The following is a 16,410-nucleotide window of genomic DNA, read 5'->3' as shown; positions in this document are numbered from 1 at the left end:
GCATCTAACCAATTGCGAAATTTTGCAATTCAGCAGAAGCGGCACACGCCCCTGGCGGGCCGCACGGCTCCTCTCCTGCCCTGCCGGGCGCACACTTGTAAGCGGAAGGCCATGCGTCATGAGCCGCACGTGGAGGTGAGCCATGAGCACCCTTGAGCTGCATGTCGACGTCGATGTTCCGGTCGACAGGGCCTGGGAGACGCTGCACCGGGTGGAGAACTACCCGCGCTTCGTGGAGGGAGTGCGGGGCGCGCGTACGGAGGCGGGGGGCCGAGCACATCTGGAGGTCGAGGCAGGTGGCCGGGCCCGGGAGATCGAGGCGGAGGTGACCGACCGCGGCGAGCAAGTGATGGAGTGGCTCACCACGAGCGCTCCCGAGCTGACGGGTTCCTTCTCGGTCCAGCCGATCGACCAGAACCACACCCGGATCCAGGCACGGCTGGAGTACGACCCCGGCACGGTCCGGGACACCTTCGGCGGGCCGAGAGGATTCGCCCAGACGAACGCGATCGAACGGCTCGTCCGCAGCGATCTCGAGCACTTCAAGGAGTACCTGGAAGGCGGGTGAGCGGCTGGAACACGGTGGGCGCGGCAGCGCCGGGCGGCCGGTACGCCGGTCAGGTCTCCATCACGGCATCGCAGTCCGGGCAGACCAGAGAGGCGTGTTCCTCGGGGTACCAGGGCGCTCCCGGGTGTTCGGCGGGCTTCCAGTCGGTCGTCTCCATGGCGAAGGTGTCCTTGCCGCAGAGGGTCCGCGGTCCCGCGGCCGTCCGCGACCCGGGTGCCGCGGGTGCCGCGTGCACCTTGCGGACGCGCCGTTCCGCGCCACCCGCCGGTCCTGCGGCCCCGGACGAGCGTGTTGCGCCCGGCCTGTCGAGTTCGTAGACGACGATCTCGCTCATGTCTCCACCGTAGGCGTCGCCACCTGATGGTGCGGTGAACCAGGCCGTGAACTCCGTACCCGGAGCACCGGACGATCTCGTGCGGGCCCTCACGGCCGCCGGGGTCGGGGACGAGCGACTGCTCGCGGCCGTCCGGACGACACCCCGCGCGGGATTCGTCCCGGCCGATCAGCTGGCCGCCGCCTACCTCGACGTACCCGTTGCGATCGGGCAGGGACAGGTCACTACGCAGCCCTCGCTGTCCGCCATGATGATCGAGGGCCTTGGCCTGGACGGGTCGGAGCACGTCCTGGAGGTCGGTACGGGTCTGGGCTTCCAGACCGCCCTGCTCGCCCGGCTGGCCGCGGACGTGGTCAGTATCGAGATGCGGCCGGACATAGCCCGCCAGGCGCGCGTGAATCTCGCACGCCAGGGGGTTCGGAATGTGGAGCTGCGGGTCGGCGACGGCAGCGGCGGCGTGCCGGACCGGGCTCCGTACGACGCCGTCCTCGTGTCGGCCGCGTTCCCGGAGGTGCCCGCGCCGCTGGTCGCGCAGGTCCGCCCCGGTGGCCGCCTGGTGCAGCCGATCGGGCCGGGGGGACACGAGCAGGTGGTCTGTTTCGGGCGCACCGGGGCGGGGCTGACGAGGCTGCGGGTTCTGACCTCGGCCTGCTTCGTCCGGTTGCAGGGGCGATACGGCTTCCCGCTGGGCGAGGCGGAGTCGCGTCGAGACTCGCCCTAGTCGTCCGCGACGCGTACGACCGCCAGCGTGATGTTGTCGGGGCCGCCCGCGGCGATGGCGGCCTTCCACAGCTCGAAGGCGGCGCGGCCGTCGTCGCGCTCCCGCATCACCTCGTCCAGCACAGCCGCGGGCAGCGGATCGGTCAGACCGTCGGTGCAGACGAGGTAGCGGTCGCCCGGAGACAGGGACCCGGCCGTGACATGGGGGTGGACGGCGCGGTACGAGGGGCTGCCGCCCAGGCACTGGGTGACGATGGACGTGGTGTGCTGCCCGGGTTCGAGCGGCGGGCTGTCATCGACGCTCACCTGGCGCAGCCCGTCGCGGGAAGCCGCGTAGACCCGGCTGTCCCCCACGTTGAACACCAGCAGCGAGCCGGGCTGTACGACGATTCCGGCGACCGTCGTGCCCATGGCGGTGAGCTCGGTCTCCGCCTCGCCGCCGGCGGCCGCGTACACGGCGCGATTGCAGGCGTTCAGGGCGTTCTGGACGGCGTCCTCGCTGCTCAGGGCGGGTCCGACGGACGCGATCCGGCGGGCGACCAGGGCGCTGGCCACATCGCCGCCGGGATGCCCGCCGAGCCCGTCGGCGACCGCGACGACAAGGGGCGTGCCGAGCGGGAACATCAGGGTCTGCGGGCTCTCCGTCACCGTGGCGCACAGGGTCCACGGCCCGATCACGAGGCTGTCCTCGTTCCGTTCGCGGAGCAGCCCGGGATGGCTCAGCGCGCTCACCGCCACGTACCGCATGGAACGCCACCGCCTTCCCGGACGGGCCACGGCGGTCCGTCGGCTCGCTGCCTGCGGCTCCAGGGTAGGCGCTCGCCGGAGGAGCCGAACTGCGTCGCGGCACCCCGGCGGGGCAGGAGCGCAGGGCCCGGCGCCTTCGGAAACCCGGTGGAGACCGGAGGCCCGGTGTGCCTAGGGTCGCGGGATGAGCACTCGCACTTTCCGGATCACCGTCCGCGGTGTCTTCGACGGCCTCACCGACGCACAGCGGGCCGCACTGCTGGCCGACGCCGCCGAACACGACGTGCTGCGCGCCGCGTTCACGCCCGAAGGCACCCTCACCTACGACATCGCCGCCCGGCCCGCCTTCGTCTTCCGTTTCTCCGACGCCGGGGAGGAAGAGGAGGACATCCTGGAGGCGACCGAGCGGGCCGAGAAGGCGGCGAAGGCCTGGCTGACCGAGCGCGGCTACGGCTTCAAGAACCTCCGCTCCACCGCCGAGGACCTCTCCCAGGCGCCGATGGGCAAGCGGCAGCGACGCGCCGCGCGTTCGAACGGCGCATAAACTTGAGCACTCAAGGAGGCAGCAATGAATGGTAGGGGCGGGGACACCGGGAGCGGACAGTGAGCGGCCATGAGTGACGCCCTGGACGCGGCACTGCGACTGGTACGGGCCCAGGCGGCGCTCGTGCGGCGCTTCGACTCCCGGCTGAGCGGGCTGCACGGCGTGAGCCTCGCCGACTTCACCCTGCTGCTACGGCTGAGCCAGGCGCCCGGCGGCCGCATGCGGCGGGTCGACCTCGCCGAGGCACTGGGCCTGACGGCCTCCGGGGTCACGCGCGGGCTCGCGCCACTGGAGCGGATCGGACTGGTGACCCGCGAGGCGGATGCCCGGGACGCGCGCGTGGCCTTCGCGTCGCTGACCGGGACCGGCCGACGGCGGCTGAAGGAGATGCTCGTGACGGCCGAGGAGACCGCCACCGAGGTCTTCGCGGCCCCGGCGTTGAACGCCGAGGACATCGCACAGCTGTCGTCCCTGCTGACCCGCCTCGGCGGCACCGGCCTGGCCGGCTCCTGAGCCCCGACTCCACATCACCGTTTTCGGCCACCGCTGTGGCGTGAACTCGCCGTGAGTCAGGTCATCTTGGGATGTGGCCGGATTGTGAGGGGCCCCTAGCCAAGGGCATGGCATGCTCATGGCCGATCACGAGTTACCGGCCGGTTCTACCGACAAGTAGCCCGCTTGCCCGGTGCCTCTCTGCCACCCCCCACCTGACACAGGACCGACCATGCGCAGACGCATGCGGCACAGACGTGCCCTGCTGCCCGCCCTCACCGTGACCACCCTCTTCCTCGCCGCGGCCTGTTCCTCGCCCGCCTCGCAGGCCGGACCGTCGGCCACCGCGGGCCACGGCCGCCAGGTCGAGGTCGTGGACCAGTCCGCCGACGGTGCGGACCACTCGCTCGCCGTCGCCGCCGCACCCGCCACCACCGCCACGACCGCCGCGACCGCCACGGCGGGGCCGGACGGCTCCGGGCGGCGGGCGCACAGGACGGCGCTGTCCATCACCTCGTACGACAGCCGCACCCGGCGGGCCGTCCTCACCAACCGGCCCGGCAAGCCCGACAAGCCGGTGCCACGCGGGAGCCGGCCCGGCAAGCCCGACAAGCCGGTGCCACGCGGGAGTTCGTCCGCCTCCTCCCCGGCCGCCTCCCCCGCTCCCCCCGGCGCCCCGCACAAGGCCTCCGTCGGCGATGTGATCGCCAGTGCGCCCGCGCCCGGGGCACCGGACGGGCTGCTCGCCAAGGTCACCAAGGTGATCGGCGAGACGGACGGCGGGACCGAGGTGCAGACGGAACCGGCCACCCTCAACGCACTGCTCGGCGACGAGACGGCCAAGGGCGCCGTACCGGTCGACCCGTCGTCCTTCGCCGTCGACAAGCTCCTGCCCGGTGTGAAGGTGTCCTGGGCGAAGGCCGGTCACCTGCACGCCGGCCCGAAGGGTGCCACGGTGCCGCTCGGCAGCCTCCGGCTCGACGTGAGCGCCGACATACCGACGGCCCCGAACACCCCGGTGTCCGCCACCGCCTCGGTGCACGGCTTCGTCCAGGTCGCCCCGCAGGTCGACTTCGCCTACGGCGGCGCCGGTACCGACGCCCCGCCCGGCTCCGCCTACCTCGGCCTGTCCGGCGACTGGACCTCCGGCTGGGCCGTCAAGGGCCGGGCCGCCGCGGCCACCGGCACCCCGCTGCGGATCCCGTTCGCCAAGCTGCATGCCGATCCCGTCCTCCAGGTCGGCCCGGTCCCCGTCGTCGTCAACCTCGACCTGACCGCTTACGTCCAGATCAGCGGTGACGGACGGGTCACCGTCGACGTCGAGCAGAACCTCAAGGGCGACTTCAAGGCGGGCGGCACCTTCGGCCCGGCCAGGGGCTGGACGCCCGTCAGCTCCTCGGACATGACGAGCACGCCCGTACGCGCCTCCGTCACCACCGCCGGGAACGTGAAGACGGCGCTCGGCGCCGAGGCCTCCGTGGGCCTCTACGGCATCGTCGGTGTCACCGCCGACCTGGCGCCGTATCTGCGGGGCGAGGCCTCCGGCACGGTGACCGCCTCCACCGGCGGCGGGGCGAAGTCCTCGGGCGCCTGGGGTGTGTACGGCGGGGTCGATCTGTCCGGGACCCTGCGGCTCCAGCTGTCCGTCTTCGGTACACCGGTCATCCAGCGGAGCATTCCGCTGGGCACCCTGAACCGCGAGTGGAAGCTGGCGGGCGGCACTTTCTAGACACCCGCCTGCGCAGAACTGTCCTGCGCCGCCGGTATCCAGCCCTGACCGCGCAGCACGGCCGACACGTCCGGCGCCTGGTAGTGCTCGCCCTTGAGGACCTTGCCGTCGGCCCGGCGGGCGACCTGCCCGTCCGGGCCGAGCTTGCTCATGTTGGCGCGGTGGATCTCGGCGATGACCTGGTCGAGGTCGATGCCGTGGACCAGCGCCGTGCCGTACGCCACGTAGACCACGTCGGCCAGTTCGTGCGCGAGCTTGTCCAGTGGGCCGTCGACCGCGACCTCGGCGACCTCCGCGGCCTCCTCGGCGAGCAGTTCCCCACGGTGCGCGGCCAGTTCGGGGTCCACCTCGGTCGGCGTGCTGCGGGCGTCGAGGCCGAAGGCGAGATGGAACTCTCGGACGAGGTCTGCGGGCGAAGTGCTCATGCGACGACTCTAACGGCCACCACTGACAGAGCCCCTGGCCCCTTTGCCCGCTCCGGAGTGACCCCGCCCTGGTCAGCGTCACGCCCGGCCTGGCAGGATCGCCGCATGTCCAAGGTGTTCCCCCGTATCAGCAGGCGCCGGGCGCTGCCGGCCGCGGCCGCCGGTGCCGTGGTGCTCGCGCTGCTGCTGTGGTGGCTGCTGCCGCTGGGCGAGAAGCCGCCGAGCGGGACGATCGTCTTCAGCACCGGCACACCCCGGGGGGTCTACCAGGAGTACGGCGAGCGGCTGCGCGCCGAGTTCGCCAAGGACATGCCCGACTTGAAGGTGAAGCTGCTGAACAGCGCCGGCTCGCAGGAGAACGTGCAGCGGGTGGCGACCGGCAGGGCCGACTTCACCATCGCGGCGGCCGACGCGGTGGAGGCGTACGAGCTGCGGCACGGCAGCGGCGCCGGGCGGCTGCGCGGGGTGGCCCGGCTCTACGACGACTACGTCCACCTCGTCGTGCGCAGCGACTCGGACATCAGAAACGTCGCGGACCTGCGGCACAAGCGGGTGGCGATCGGGCTGCCCGACTCCGGGGTGCGGCTGATAGCCGACCGGGTGCTCAGGGCCGCCGGCATCGACCCCCGTAAGGACATCACCCCGGTCGCGGACGGCATCGACACCGGGCCGGACCGGCTGGAGCAGCGCAGGATCGACGCCTTCTTCTGGTCGGGCGGCCTGCCCACCAAGGGACTCGTCGCGCTGGCCCAGAGGTCCGCCTTCAAGTTCGTGCCGATCGAGGGCGACCTGGTCACCAAGCTGCACAGCCAGGGCGAGGAGGCGCGCTACTACCGGGCCACCAACATCCCGGAGTCGGCCTACCCGGCCGTACAGCAGGGCAACGAGGTTCCGACGATCTCCGTGTCCAACCTCCTGATGACCCGCACGGACATGGACCCCAGGCTCACCGAGTGGGTGACCCGCACGGTCATCAAGAGCCGCGACGACATCGGCGCCCATGTCCACTCCGCCCAACTGGTCGATCTGCGCACCGCCATCTACACCGACCCGTTGCCCTTGCAGGAGGGCGCCCGGCGCTACTACCGCTCGGTGAAGCCGTAGCCCGGGCGAGGCCTGTTCCGCCGCGGGCCACTCCGCCCCCGACCTCGGCGCCGCCCCTGCTGTGTCAGGATTCCCCGTGCCGAGGCACGGTCACCGTCACCCGCAGCCCCCGCGGCTCATGGTGGGCGTAGTCGATCGAGCCTCCGCCCGCCGTGAGCAACGCACGCACGATGGACAGGCCGAGGCCCGAACCCTTGATGTTCTGGTGGCGTCCGCTGCGCCAGAACCGGTCGCCCACGCGCGCGAGTTCCTCGTCGGTGAGGCCGGGCCCGGTGTCGGTGACGACGACCGTGGAGCTGTCGCCGTCGGCGGCGACGGTGACCTCCACCGTGCCGCCCTCGGGGGAGAACTTCACGGCGTTGTCGATCACCGCGTCCAGGGCGCTGGACAGGGTGATCGGGTCCGCCCAGGCGGTCGTGGGCGGGCAGTCCCCGGTCAGCCGTACCCCCTTGGCCTCGGCGGCCGGAGACCAGGAGGCGACCCGCTCCTCGGCCAGGGCGCCGATGTCGGTCAGCCTCAGGTCCGCCTCGGCGTGCTCGGCCAGCGCCAGGTCCAGCAGGTCGTCCAGGACCTGTGCGAGGCGCTTGCCCTCGGTGCGGACCGAGGCGATCTCCTCGTTGTCCTCCGGGAGTTCGAGGGCGAGCAGTTCGATGCGCAGCAGCAGCGCCGCGAGCGGGTTGCGCAGTTGGTGCGAGGCGTCCGCGACGAAGGCGCGCTGCTGCTCCAGCACGTCCTCGACGTTGTCCGCCATCTCGTTGAACGACCGGGCCAGCCGTCTGAGTTCCGGCGGTCCGCCGCCGACCGCGACCCGTGACTTCAGCCGTCCGGTGGCGATGTCGTGGGTGGTGGCGTCCAGGACCCGTACCGGTCGGAGCACCCAGCCGGTCAGCCGCAGCGCCGCGCCGACGGCCAGCAGCATCGCCGCGATCTCCCCGGCCCCGATGATCAGCCAGCCGCGCAGGATCCGTGAACGCATCTGTCCGGTGGGCGAGTCGGTGACGACGACCGCCACGACGTCCCCGTCCCGGATCACCGGCGAGGCCACGACCAGCCGGCTGCGCTGCCAGGGCCACACCTGCCGCGGGTCATGGCTGCGCCGGCTGAGCAGCGCCTCCTCGAAGGCCTCGCGCACCTCCCCCGTCCGCGGTACGAACCAGTCGTCGGGGGCGTTGGCCATCGCCGAGCCGTTGCGGTAGAAGACGCCCGCGCGGATGCCGTAGACGCCGTAGTAGCTGCCCAGTTCGCTGCGCAGGGCCTCCAGCCGCTCGTCGGTGCTGGTGTGCCGCGAGCCGCTGGGCCCGTCGGTGACGAACTGGGCGAGCGCCGCGAAGCGTGCCGTGTCGTCGATGCGGTCGACGACGACCTTCTGCTGCTGTGCGGCGGCCAGGCTGAGGGCGAGCGGAAGCCCGAGGGCAAGGAGGACCGCCGCCATCAGGATGATGAGCAGCGGCAGGAGCCGTGTGCGCACCCGTCCCCGCTAGGCGGCCGGGGCGACGAGCCGGTAGCCGACGCCGCGTACGGTCTCGATCAGCGCGGGCATGCGCAGTTTGGCGCGCAGGGAGGCGACGTGCACCTCCAGGGTGCGGCCGGTGCCCTCCCAACTGGTGCGCCAGACCTCGCTGATGATCTGCTCCCGCCGGAAGACCACTCCGGGGCGCTGTGCGAGCAGGGCGAGCAGGTCGAACTCCTTGCGGGTCAGTTGGATGACCGAACCGTCGACGGTGACCTGCCGGGTGGGCAGTTCGATGCGTACGGGACCGAGAAGCAGGGCGCTCTCGCCGCCGGCCGCCGGGTCCTCGTGGACGGTGCGCCGGCTGACGGCGTGGATACGGGCGAGCAGTTCCCCGGTGTCGTAGGGCTTCACCACGTAGTCGTCGGCGCCCAGGTTGAGCCCGTGGATGCGGGAGCGGACGTCGGAGCGGGCCGTCACCATGATCACCGGGGTGCTGGTGCGCTTGCGGATCTTGCCGCAGACCTCGTAGCCGTCCTGGTCGGGCAGGCCCAGGTCGAGCAGGACCACGTCGAAACCGTCGCCCTCGGGGACGAGCGCCTGCAGGGCCTCCTCGCCGCTGCGCGCATGGGTGACGTCGAAGCCGTGCCGCGCGAGTACGGCGGACAGAGCCGCGGCGACGTGGTTGTCGTCCTCGACGAGCAGCAGTCTCATCCCGGCCCCCTCCGGTTCAGCGGTCGTACGTTCTGGGTTCGCGTGATCGGGACAGCTCACGCGCGCGTGCACCATGGCAGTGACGCCGATGGACTAGGACGGCGTCAAGGGCGTTCTGGTTGCCCGTCGCTTCCGTTATCCGGCCGATACGCGCAGTGGCGGAATGTGTCACGACACGTGTCCGATGGCTATCGGATCGTGATGCTCAGATCTCCCTCAGATGTGATGACGCAGGTCACAGCCGCTCACTACTGTCCTCCGAAACCGAGGAGGACGGAGCCCGAGAGCGATGACCAATGTATCGGTGACCAAGGAAGACGTGGTCACGTCCGGCGAACTGGTCGTCCTGAAGAGCGTCAACAAGCACTTCGGCGCGTTGCACGTTCTCCAGGACATCGACCTGACGATCGCCCGCGGCGAGGTCGTCGTGGTCATCGGGCCCTCCGGGTCCGGAAAGTCGACCCTGTGCCGCACCATCAACCGCCTGGAGACGATCGACTCGGGCACCATCGCCATCGACGGCAAGCCCCTGCCCCAGGAGGGCAAGGAACTGGCGCGGCTGCGGGCGGACGTCGGGATGGTCTTCCAGTCCTTCAACCTCTTCGCGCACAAGACCGTGCTCGAGAACGTGATGCTGGGTCAGCTCAAGGTCCGCAAGGCGGACAAGAAGCAGGCCGAGGAGAAGGCCCGGTCCCTGCTCGACCGGGTAGGCGTGGGCACCCAGGCCGACAAGTACCCCGCCCAGCTGTCCGGCGGCCAGCAGCAGCGCGTCGCCATCGCGCGGGCCCTGGCGATGGACCCGAAGGTCATGCTCTTCGACGAGCCGACCTCCGCCCTCGACCCCGAGATGATCAACGAGGTCCTCGAGGTCATGCAGCAGCTCGCCCGTGAGGGCATGACGATGGTCGTCGTCACCCACGAGATGGGCTTCGCACGATCGGCTGCAAACCGTGTGGTCTTCATGGCCGACGGCCGGATCGTCGAAGAGGCTGCGCCCGACCAGTTCTTCAGCAACCCGCGCAGCGACCGGGCCAAGGACTTCCTGTCCAAGATCCTGCACCACTGACGACGCAGGCCGCCCCGCGCCCCTGGGTTGCCTTTTCAAACGGACCTCGTTCCGCACCCCATCAAAGGATGTTCACCATGAAGCTCCGCAAGGTCACCGCCGCCTCGGCCGCCGTACTCGCCCTCGCCGTGGGCGCCACCGCGTGCGGCGGCGGCAAGAAGGACGACAACGGCTCCTCCGGTGGCGGCAAGAAGATCGCCATCGGTATCAAGTACGACCAGCCGGGCCTCGGCCAGAAGACCCCGCAGGGCTACTCCGGCTTCGACGTCGACGTGGCCACCTATGTCGCCAAGAAGCTCGGTTACAGCGCCGACCAGATCGAGTGGAAGGAGTCGAAGAGCGCCGACCGCGAGACCATGCTGCAGCGCGGGGACGTCGACTTCATCGCCGCCACGTACTCGATCACTCCGGAGCGGCAGCAGAAGGTCGATTTCGCCGGGCCTTACCTGCTGGCCCACCAGGACGTGCTGATCCGCGCGAACGACAACTCCATCAAGTCGCCGGCGGACCTGAACAAGAAGAAGCTGTGCTCGGTGACCGGCTCGACCTCGGCGCAGAACGTGCACGACAAGCTGGCCCCCAAGGCGCAGCTCCAGCAGTACCCGACGTACTCGGCGTGCCTGACCGGTCTGCAGAGCAAGGCGATCGACGCCCTGACCACGGACGACTCGATCCTCGCCGGCTACGCCGCCCAGGCCCAGTTCAAGGGCAGGTTCAAGCTCGGCGGCTTCAAGATGACCAACGAGAACTACGGCATCGGCGTCAAGAAGGGCAGCGCCCTCAAGGACAAGATCAACAAGGCGCTGGAGGACATGGTCTCCGACGGTTCCTGGAAGGCGGCCGTGGAGAAGAACTTCGGCCCGGCCAACTACAAGTACGAGCCCGCCCCGAAGATCGGCGACATCAAGAGCTGAGGAAACGCCCGGCGGGTGCGCCGTCCCTGAGGGCGGCGCACCCGGGCATCCCTACACGCGGAAGCGCGGGAGATCGTGTTCGACTTTCTTGACAAGTACGACGTGCTGGGCGCCTTCTGGACGACGGTGCAGCTGACGCTGCTCTCGGCCGTGGGCTCCCTGGTCTGGGGCACCCTGCTGGCCGCCATGCGGGTGGGCCCGGTGCCGCTGATGCGCGGTTTCGGCACCGCCTATGTGAACATCGTGCGGAACATCCCGCTCACGGTGATCATCCTGTTCGCCTCGCTCGGGCTCAACCAGACGCTGCTCATCGACATGGGCTCGAAGCAGGTCGACACGACCAACTTCCGGCTGGCCGTACTCGGTCTGGTCGTCTACACGTCGGCCTTCGTGTGCGAGGCGATCCGCGCCGGCATCAACACGGTGCCGGTCGGCCAGGCGGAGGCCGCCCGGGCCATCGGCCTGAGCTTCACCCAGGTGCTGGGCCTGATCGTGCTGCCGCAGGCCTTCCGCGCGGCCGTCCTCCCGCTGACCAACGTCCTGATCGCACTGACGAAGAACACGACGGTGGCAGCCGCGATCGGCGTGGCGGAAGCGGCACTCCTGATGAAGAAGATGGTGGAGAACGAGGCGCAGTTGCTGCCGATCTCGGCGGTCATCGCCTTCGGGTTCTGCTGCCTGACCCTGCCGACGGGTCTGATCCTCGGATGGGTGAGCAAGAAGGTGGCGGTGAAGCGATGAGTTCGGTCCTGTACGACGCCCAGGGCCCCCGCGCCAAGCGGCGCAACGTCCTGTACACGGCGGGCTTCCTCGTCGTCCTCGCGGCCGTCCTGTGGTGGGTGTACACGGCCCTGGACGACAAGGGCCAGCTGGACTGGGTGCTGTGGAAGCCGTTCTTCAGCTCCGAGGCGTACTCGACGTACATCTGGCCGGGTCTGCAGAACACCCTGAAGGCGGCGGCCCTGGCGATGGTCATCGCGCTCCCACTGGGCGCCTTCTTCGGTATCGCCCGGCTCTCGGACCATATGTGGGTGCGGATACCGGCGACGGTCGTGGTCGAGTTCTTCCGCGCGATTCCGGTGCTCGTCCTGATGATCTTCGGCAACGAGCTGTACAGCCAGTACACCAACGTGAGTTCCGACGACCGTCCGCTGTACGCGGTCGTCACCGGCCTGGTGCTGTACAACGCGTCGGTGCTCGCCGAGATCGTCCGCGCGGGCATCCTCGCCCTGCCGAAGGGCCAGTCCGAGGCGGCCATGGCGATCGGTCTGCGCAAGGGCCAGGTGATGCGGCTCATCCTGCTGCCGCAGGCGGTCACCGCGATGCTTCCGGCGATCGTCAGCCAGCTCGTGGTCATCGTGAAGGACACCGCGCTCGGCGGTGCCGTCCTCACCTTCCCCGAACTGCTCGCGTCGGCGAACACGATGAGCGGCTACTACGGCGCCAACACCATCGCGTCCTTCACGGTGGTGGCGGTGATCTTCGTGATCATCAACTTCTCCCTGACCTCGTTCGCGAGCTGGCTGGAGGGCCGGCTCCGGCGGCGCAAGAAGTCGACGGGCGCGGTGCTCGGCGTCCAGGACGCCGCGGGCATCCCGGGTTCGGCGGCGACGGGAGCCGGAGGCGCCGCCGGCGCCCTGGACCTCAGCGGTCCGTTCGTCGGCGGCGGTCATCAGAGCGGCGGCCACGGGAACTGACGCTCATTCAGGTGACATGAGACACCCCGGGGCAGTGGCGTGATCGCCACTGCCCTCGGTCGCTTGACGCAAACTCTGCCAATGGGTTGCATACGTTCTGTGATCGTGCACCCCGCTCCCCCTTCCTGTTCACTTGTCTCCGTCAGGGCATCGTCACGGGCAGGGGGCGCCGCGTCATGGACCCGGTGATCATCGTCGGAGCGGGGCCGGTCGGACTCACGCTCGCCCTGGCGCTGGCGCGCCAGGAGGTGCCGTGCGTCGTCCTGGACGAGGGCCCCGGCAAGGACGAACCCCGCCCGGCGCGCACCGTCGTACTGCGCGAGGACACGGCCGCCCTGCTGGAGCGGCTGACGGGGGTGGCGCTCGGTGAACAGGGTGTGCGCTGGGCCGGATGGCGGTCCCTCAGGCGCAAGCAGGTGATGAGCGAGATCACCTTCGAGAAGGCGGACCCCGCCGCCCCGCTGCACATCGCCCAGCACGTCCTCACCGGTGCCCTGCGCGCGGCCATCGCCGACGAGCCGCTGGTGAAGGTGGCCGTGGACAGCCGTCTGGACTCGATCGAGCAGGAGCGTTCCGGCGTCACCGCGCACACCCGCGGACCGAACGGCACCTGGTGGCGCGGCAGTTACCTGGTCGGCTGCGACGGACCGCGCTCGACGGTGCGCAAGCTCCAGGACATCCGCTTCCCCGGCCGTACGGCGGTGGAGCGGCACGCGGTCGCCACGCTGCACACGGAACTTCCGTGGGAGGGTCGGGCGTTGCTCCATCGAACGCCGCCGTGGCGGCAGTCCGGGCCCTCGGCCGGGGAGGTGACCGCCCGCCCCCTCCCGGACGGCGTGTGGCGCCTGGACTGGCTGCTGCCACCGGGCAAGGACCTGGTCACGCCCGAGATCCTGGTGGCCCGTATCCGTGAGACGCTCGCGGGCTGGACGGACGGCTCCACACCGGCGTACGACCTGCTCGACACCGGTGTCCACACGGTGCACCACCGGCTGGCCCGCCGGTGGCGCGTCGGCCGGGTCTTCCTCGCCGGGGACGCGGCCCATCTGCTCGGCGCGCTCGGCACCCAGGGGCTGGACGAGGGCCTCAGGGACGCCGACAACCTCGCCTGGAAGCTGGCCCCGGCCTGGCACCACGGCCCGCGCGAGGCGCTGCTGGACAGCTACCAGACCGAGCGGCGCGCGGCGGTCGCCGCCCGGCTGCGCGCCGCCGACCAGGTGCTGCCGGTGCTGCGCGGTGCCGGCGGACTGCGCCAGATCGTCCCGGGTGCGGCGCGCGGCCACGACACGCTGCTCACGGACGGTCACTTGGGGCGCGGGCCGCTCGGTGCGCCGGGGGCGTACGCCGACTCGCCGCTCGCGCCCCGGCATCTGAAGGGGGAGATTCCGGTCGACACCCCGCCCGGCGCACCCGTCACCGACGTACGGGTCACCGCGGAGGATGGTTCCTTCGTCCAACTGCGCGACCGGCTCGGCCGCGGCGCCCTGCTCGTCGTGCTGATCGCGCCCGGCACGGGCGTATGGGACCGCAAGCACTGGGTCTCCGCCGGAGTGATGCCCCGGCTCGCGGCGGCCGTGACCGCGCTGCCGTACCCCGCCGAACTGCTGGTCGCCGAGAGCTACCCGGGTGCGCCGGCGCACAGCGTGCTGCTCGTGCGCCCCGACGGCCATCTGATCACCGCGCTGAGCGGCGTCCGCCCGGCCGACCTCTACGCGGCGGCGGAGGCGGCGGTGGGCGGCGCGACCAAGGAGGAGCCGGCCCAGGCGGCCTCCGGCGCCCGCTGACGGCAGGCCCGTCACCCTCTGTCCACATGGTGACGGTGAGTTGACCGGAGTACACCGGCGTGCTGTACTCCGGACCATGACCGACACCTGTGTGCGCCTGTGGCGGAGGGTCCATATGGACCTCGTCCGCTATGCGGGCTGCGTGTGTCGCCCGTCCTGCTGAATTCGCATCCCTCTTCCTGTCCGGGCGCCGTAGTGCGCCCGTTCCGCGAACCTTCTTCAGGCCTCAGGACGGTGTACGTGTCTGTCTCTCCCGCTCCCGTGTCCCCTGCCGTCGGCTCGGCACCCACCCAGGCGGACCTCCTCGACTTCGTCCGGCGCACGGCCGCCGACGCCGAGCTGATCGCTTCCCTTCCGCTCGACCCGGAGGGCCGCACCTGGGTGCGGCTGCAGGGTCCGGGCGGCAGCGAGGCATGGCTCATCGGCTGGCCGCCCGGCACCGGCACCGGCTGGCACGACCACGCCGACTCGGTCGGCGCGTTCCTCACCGCTTCGGGCGTTCTCAAGGAGAACTCGCTCGCCGCCCGGCTGCCGACCGACGGCTGGAAGACCCTGGAACTCACCGAAGGCGTGGACCGCAAGCGCCGGCTGCCCGCGGGCGAGGGCCGCTCCTTCGGCCGCCACCATGTCCACGAGGTCCTCAACGAGTCCCCCGACGAGCACGCGATCTCCGTGCACGCCTACTACCCGCCCCTGCCGCGCATCCGGCGCTACAGCCGCACGGGTCATGTGCTCCGCCTCGAACAGGTCGAACGCCCGGAGGACTGGCAGTGAGCGGCACCATCGGTCAAGCACCGGTCGGCATCGACGAGTTGCTGGAGCGGGTGCGCGCGGGCTACCAGCGCATCGAGGCCCGGGAGGCGCACGAGGCGGCGCGGACCGGCGAGGCGCTGCTGGTCGACATCCGGTACGCGGCCCTGCGCGAGCGGGACGGGCTGATCCCCGGCGCTCTCGTCATCGAGCGCAACGAACTGGAGTGGCGCCTCGATCCCCAGGGCAGCCACCGCGTGCCCGAGGCCACCGGCCACGACCTGCGTGTCGTGGTGATCTGCAACGAGGGCTACGCCTCCACCCTCGCTGTCGCCTCCCTCCGGCAACTGGGCCTGCACCGGGCCACGGACCTCGTGGGCGGCTTCCAGGCATGGCGGTCGGAGGGCCTCCCGGTGGAGCCGGCGACGCCCTGTTAACCCCAGTGCGGGCGCGGGGAGTTCCGAGAACCCGACGTCTTCCCCGGCCCTGCGTGCCGAAGGCTCAGAAGTCGCCTTCTCCCAGGAAGTCCGTGTCCTCGCCCTCTTCCTCCAGGGCCTGGCGGACGACGCGCAGGGCCATGCCCTCGGGGTAGCCCTTGCGGGCGAGCATCCCGGCGAGGCGGCGGAGCCGCTTGTCACGGTCGAGGCCACGGGTGGCGCGCAGTTTCCGGGCCACGAGTTCGCGGGCCGTCTCCTCCTCCCGCTCGGAGTCGAGCTGGGAGACGGCCTCGTCGATCAGTGCCGAGTCGACCCCCTTGGTGCGCAGCTCCTGGGCGAGCGCCCGGCGCGCGAGTCCCCTGCCGTGGTGCCGGGACTCCACCCAGGCGTCCGCGAACGCGCTGTCGTCGATCAGCCCGAGCTCCTCGAACCGCGCCAGCACCTCCTCGGCCACGTCCTCGGGGATCTCCCGCTTGCGCAGGGCGTCCGCGAGTTGCTTGCGAGTGCGCGGGGTCCCGGTGAGCAGGCGCAGGCAGATCGCCCGTGCCCGCTCAGCCGGGTCCCCTGAAGACTCCCCCTGCTCGGCCCTCGACGAGGAAGGGGCGCCTTCGTCCTCACGGGGCGCGTCCCCGAAGCCGCGCCGCCGCCGGCCGCGCCCGCGGTCGCCCCGTGGGCCGATGCCGCCTCGGGAGCGGCGGCCGGGCGAGCCGCCCCCGTACGGCTCGTCGCCCGTGTCGCCCCGGTGGGCGCCGTCGGCATACCCGTATCCACCGGTGCCGCGGTACTCGTCCTGCCCGTCGTGACCCTCGTAACCGTCGTCCGGGTATCCGTCGTCGCCGCCCGGGGCGGCGCCCGGGTGAGCCCCGGTGCCCCTCCCCCGTGGGGCACCGGGGGTGGCGTACTCGTACTCGGCCCAGTCGGTTCGTCGTGTCACG

At 71.1% G+C, this 16,410-nt stretch carries 20 protein-coding genes; 14 read left to right on the top strand and 6 right to left on the bottom strand.

Annotated elements, in window-relative coordinates; translation table 11 throughout:
• Nucleotides 1-142: 142 nt before the first annotated feature.
• On the top strand, nucleotides 143-568 hold the full coding sequence (locus ACZ418_RS28510) for an SRPBCC family protein (protein WP_468368448.1): 426 nt from the start codon (nucleotides 143-145) through the stop codon (nucleotides 566-568).
• A gap of 49 nt (nucleotides 569-617) precedes the next feature.
• Here ACZ418_RS28510 and ACZ418_RS28505 read toward each other — a convergent pair whose 3' ends face one another.
• On the bottom strand, nucleotides 618-902 hold the full coding sequence (locus ACZ418_RS28505) for a hypothetical protein (RefSeq protein ID WP_468368445.1): 285 nt from the start codon (nucleotides 900-902) through the stop codon (nucleotides 618-620).
• A gap of 34 nt (nucleotides 903-936) precedes the next feature.
• Between ACZ418_RS28505 and ACZ418_RS28500 the strand changes: the two genes are divergently transcribed.
• On the top strand, nucleotides 937-1,623 hold the full coding sequence (locus ACZ418_RS28500) for a protein-L-isoaspartate O-methyltransferase family protein (RefSeq protein ID WP_468368443.1): 687 nt from the start codon (nucleotides 937-939) through the stop codon (nucleotides 1,621-1,623).
• Here the strand turns inward: ACZ418_RS28500 and ACZ418_RS28495 are convergent.
• Nucleotides 1,620-2,369: a PP2C family protein-serine/threonine phosphatase gene (locus ACZ418_RS28495; RefSeq protein ID WP_468368440.1), complete on the bottom strand. Its 750-nt coding sequence runs from the start codon at nucleotides 2,367-2,369 to the stop codon at nucleotides 1,620-1,622. The genes ACZ418_RS28500 and ACZ418_RS28495 overlap by 4 nt on opposite strands.
• Nucleotides 2,370-2,553: 184 nt before the next feature.
• Between ACZ418_RS28495 and ACZ418_RS28490 the strand changes: the two genes are divergently transcribed.
• The 3 genes from ACZ418_RS28490 (at nucleotide 2,554) to ACZ418_RS28480 (ending at nucleotide 5,134) form a co-directional block, all read left to right on the top strand.
• Nucleotides 2,554-2,913 carry a DUF6204 family protein gene (locus ACZ418_RS28490; RefSeq protein WP_468368438.1) on the top strand — a complete coding sequence of 120 codons (360 nt, stop codon included), beginning with the start codon at nucleotides 2,554-2,556 and terminating at the stop codon, nucleotides 2,911-2,913.
• 69 nt (nucleotides 2,914-2,982) lie between these two features.
• Complete coding sequence (locus ACZ418_RS28485; RefSeq protein WP_468368436.1) at nucleotides 2,983-3,426, top strand: MarR family winged helix-turn-helix transcriptional regulator; 444 nt, start codon at nucleotides 2,983-2,985, stop codon at nucleotides 3,424-3,426.
• 223 nt (nucleotides 3,427-3,649) lie between these two features.
• Nucleotides 3,650-5,134: a hypothetical protein gene (locus ACZ418_RS28480; protein ID WP_468368433.1), complete on the top strand. Its 1,485-nt coding sequence runs from the start codon at nucleotides 3,650-3,652 to the stop codon at nucleotides 5,132-5,134.
• Here the strand turns inward: ACZ418_RS28480 and ACZ418_RS28475 are convergent.
• Complete coding sequence (locus ACZ418_RS28475) at nucleotides 5,131-5,559, bottom strand: pyrophosphohydrolase domain-containing protein (RefSeq protein WP_468368430.1); 429 nt, start codon at nucleotides 5,557-5,559, stop codon at nucleotides 5,131-5,133. The genes ACZ418_RS28480 and ACZ418_RS28475 overlap by 4 nt on opposite strands.
• Nucleotides 5,560-5,664: 105 nt before the next feature.
• Here ACZ418_RS28475 and ACZ418_RS28470 point away from each other — a divergent pair, with 105 nt between their 5' ends.
• A complete protein-coding gene (locus ACZ418_RS28470) occupies nucleotides 5,665-6,663 on the top strand; it encodes a TAXI family TRAP transporter solute-binding subunit (protein WP_468368428.1) in 999 nt (332 codons plus the stop codon).
• Nucleotides 6,664-6,727: 64 nt separating this feature from the next.
• Here ACZ418_RS28470 and ACZ418_RS28465 read toward each other — a convergent pair whose 3' ends face one another.
• Nucleotides 6,728-8,131 carry a sensor histidine kinase gene (locus ACZ418_RS28465; protein WP_468368426.1) on the bottom strand — a complete coding sequence of 468 codons (1,404 nt, stop codon included), beginning with the start codon at nucleotides 8,129-8,131 and terminating at the stop codon, nucleotides 6,728-6,730.
• A gap of 9 nt (nucleotides 8,132-8,140) precedes the next feature.
• The gene (locus ACZ418_RS28460) at nucleotides 8,141-8,827 is read right to left on the bottom strand and encodes a response regulator transcription factor (RefSeq protein WP_468368423.1); all 687 of its coding nucleotides are present in this window, start codon (nucleotides 8,825-8,827) and stop codon (nucleotides 8,141-8,143) included.
• A 289-nt stretch (nucleotides 8,828-9,116) separates the two neighbouring features.
• On the opposite strand from ACZ418_RS28460, the gene ACZ418_RS28455 reads away from it, so the two are divergent.
• The 8 genes from ACZ418_RS28455 (at nucleotide 9,117) to ACZ418_RS28420 (ending at nucleotide 15,475) form a co-directional block, all read left to right on the top strand.
• The gene (locus ACZ418_RS28455; RefSeq protein ID WP_450985593.1) at nucleotides 9,117-9,893 is read left to right on the top strand and encodes an amino acid ABC transporter ATP-binding protein; all 777 of its coding nucleotides are present in this window, start codon (nucleotides 9,117-9,119) and stop codon (nucleotides 9,891-9,893) included.
• A 77-nt stretch (nucleotides 9,894-9,970) separates the two neighbouring features.
• Entirely contained in the window at nucleotides 9,971-10,807 is an 837-nt protein-coding gene (locus tag ACZ418_RS28450) for a glutamate ABC transporter substrate-binding protein (RefSeq protein ID WP_468368421.1), read from the top strand.
• 75 nt (nucleotides 10,808-10,882) lie between these two features.
• Nucleotides 10,883-11,548, top strand: coding sequence for an amino acid ABC transporter permease (locus tag ACZ418_RS28445; RefSeq protein WP_388635675.1), 666 nt, complete (start codon nucleotides 10,883-10,885; stop codon nucleotides 11,546-11,548).
• Entirely contained in the window at nucleotides 11,545-12,504 is a 960-nt protein-coding gene (locus tag ACZ418_RS28440; RefSeq protein ID WP_468368418.1) for an amino acid ABC transporter permease, read from the top strand. Before ACZ418_RS28445 ends, ACZ418_RS28440 begins: the two co-directional genes overlap by 4 nt.
• A gap of 176 nt (nucleotides 12,505-12,680) precedes the next feature.
• Entirely contained in the window at nucleotides 12,681-14,288 is a 1,608-nt protein-coding gene (locus tag ACZ418_RS28435) for an FAD-dependent monooxygenase (RefSeq protein WP_468368416.1), read from the top strand.
• Between the two features lie 76 nt (nucleotides 14,289-14,364).
• On the top strand, nucleotides 14,365-14,451 hold the full coding sequence (locus tag ACZ418_RS28430; protein ID WP_313960178.1) for a putative leader peptide: 87 nt from the start codon (nucleotides 14,365-14,367) through the stop codon (nucleotides 14,449-14,451).
• Nucleotides 14,452-14,528: 77 nt separating this feature from the next.
• Entirely contained in the window at nucleotides 14,529-15,062 is a 534-nt protein-coding gene (locus tag ACZ418_RS28425; protein ID WP_468368414.1) for a cupin domain-containing protein, read from the top strand.
• Nucleotides 15,059-15,475 (top strand): rhodanese-like domain-containing protein, encoded by a 417-nt coding sequence (locus ACZ418_RS28420; RefSeq protein WP_468368411.1) that lies wholly within the window; start codon nucleotides 15,059-15,061, stop codon nucleotides 15,473-15,475. Before ACZ418_RS28425 ends, ACZ418_RS28420 begins: the two co-directional genes overlap by 4 nt.
• A 64-nt stretch (nucleotides 15,476-15,539) precedes the next feature.
• On the opposite strand, the gene recX is transcribed toward ACZ418_RS28420, so the two are convergent.
• Entirely contained in the window at nucleotides 15,540-16,409 is an 870-nt protein-coding gene (gene recX / locus ACZ418_RS28415; RefSeq protein WP_468368408.1) for a recombination regulator RecX, read from the bottom strand.
• Nucleotide 16,410: the final 1 nt, after the last annotated feature.

It is taken from the genome of Streptomyces sp. NPDC030820, from assembly GCF_055572075.1.
The sequence above is the reverse complement of the archived record's forward strand: the minus strand, read 5'-3'. Positions and strand labels throughout refer to the sequence as shown.

What these genes read in the sequence shown, in the direction of transcription:
- ACZ418_RS28510 (WP_468368448.1), top strand. Translation starts at nt 143, where the DNA reads ATGAGCACCCTTGAGCTGCATGTCGACGTCGATGTTCCGGTCGACAGG.
- ACZ418_RS28505 (WP_468368445.1), bottom strand. Translation starts at nt 902, where the DNA reads ATGAGCGAGATCGTCGTCTACGAACTCGACAGGCCGGGCGCAACACGC.
- ACZ418_RS28495 (WP_468368440.1), bottom strand. Translation starts at nt 2,369, where the DNA reads ATGCGGTACGTGGCGGTGAGCGCGCTGAGCCATCCCGGGCTGCTCCGC.
- ACZ418_RS28490 (WP_468368438.1), top strand. Translation starts at nt 2,554, where the DNA reads ATGAGCACTCGCACTTTCCGGATCACCGTCCGCGGTGTCTTCGACGGC.
- ACZ418_RS28485 (WP_468368436.1), top strand. Translation starts at nt 2,983, where the DNA reads ATGAGTGACGCCCTGGACGCGGCACTGCGACTGGTACGGGCCCAGGCG.
- ACZ418_RS28480 (WP_468368433.1), top strand. Translation starts at nt 3,650, where the DNA reads ATGCGGCACAGACGTGCCCTGCTGCCCGCCCTCACCGTGACCACCCTC.
- ACZ418_RS28475 (WP_468368430.1), bottom strand. Translation starts at nt 5,559, where the DNA reads ATGAGCACTTCGCCCGCAGACCTCGTCCGAGAGTTCCATCTCGCCTTC.
- ACZ418_RS28470 (WP_468368428.1), top strand. Translation starts at nt 5,665, where the DNA reads ATGTCCAAGGTGTTCCCCCGTATCAGCAGGCGCCGGGCGCTGCCGGCC.
- ACZ418_RS28460 (WP_468368423.1), bottom strand. Translation starts at nt 8,827, where the DNA reads ATGAGACTGCTGCTCGTCGAGGACGACAACCACGTCGCCGCGGCTCTG.
- ACZ418_RS28455 (WP_450985593.1), top strand. Translation starts at nt 9,117, where the DNA reads ATGACCAATGTATCGGTGACCAAGGAAGACGTGGTCACGTCCGGCGAA.
- ACZ418_RS28450 (WP_468368421.1), top strand. Translation starts at nt 9,971, where the DNA reads ATGAAGCTCCGCAAGGTCACCGCCGCCTCGGCCGCCGTACTCGCCCTC.
- ACZ418_RS28440 (WP_468368418.1), top strand. Translation starts at nt 11,545, where the DNA reads ATGAGTTCGGTCCTGTACGACGCCCAGGGCCCCCGCGCCAAGCGGCGC.
- ACZ418_RS28435 (WP_468368416.1), top strand. Translation starts at nt 12,681, where the DNA reads ATGGACCCGGTGATCATCGTCGGAGCGGGGCCGGTCGGACTCACGCTC.
- ACZ418_RS28430 (WP_313960178.1), top strand. Translation starts at nt 14,365, where the DNA reads ATGACCGACACCTGTGTGCGCCTGTGGCGGAGGGTCCATATGGACCTC.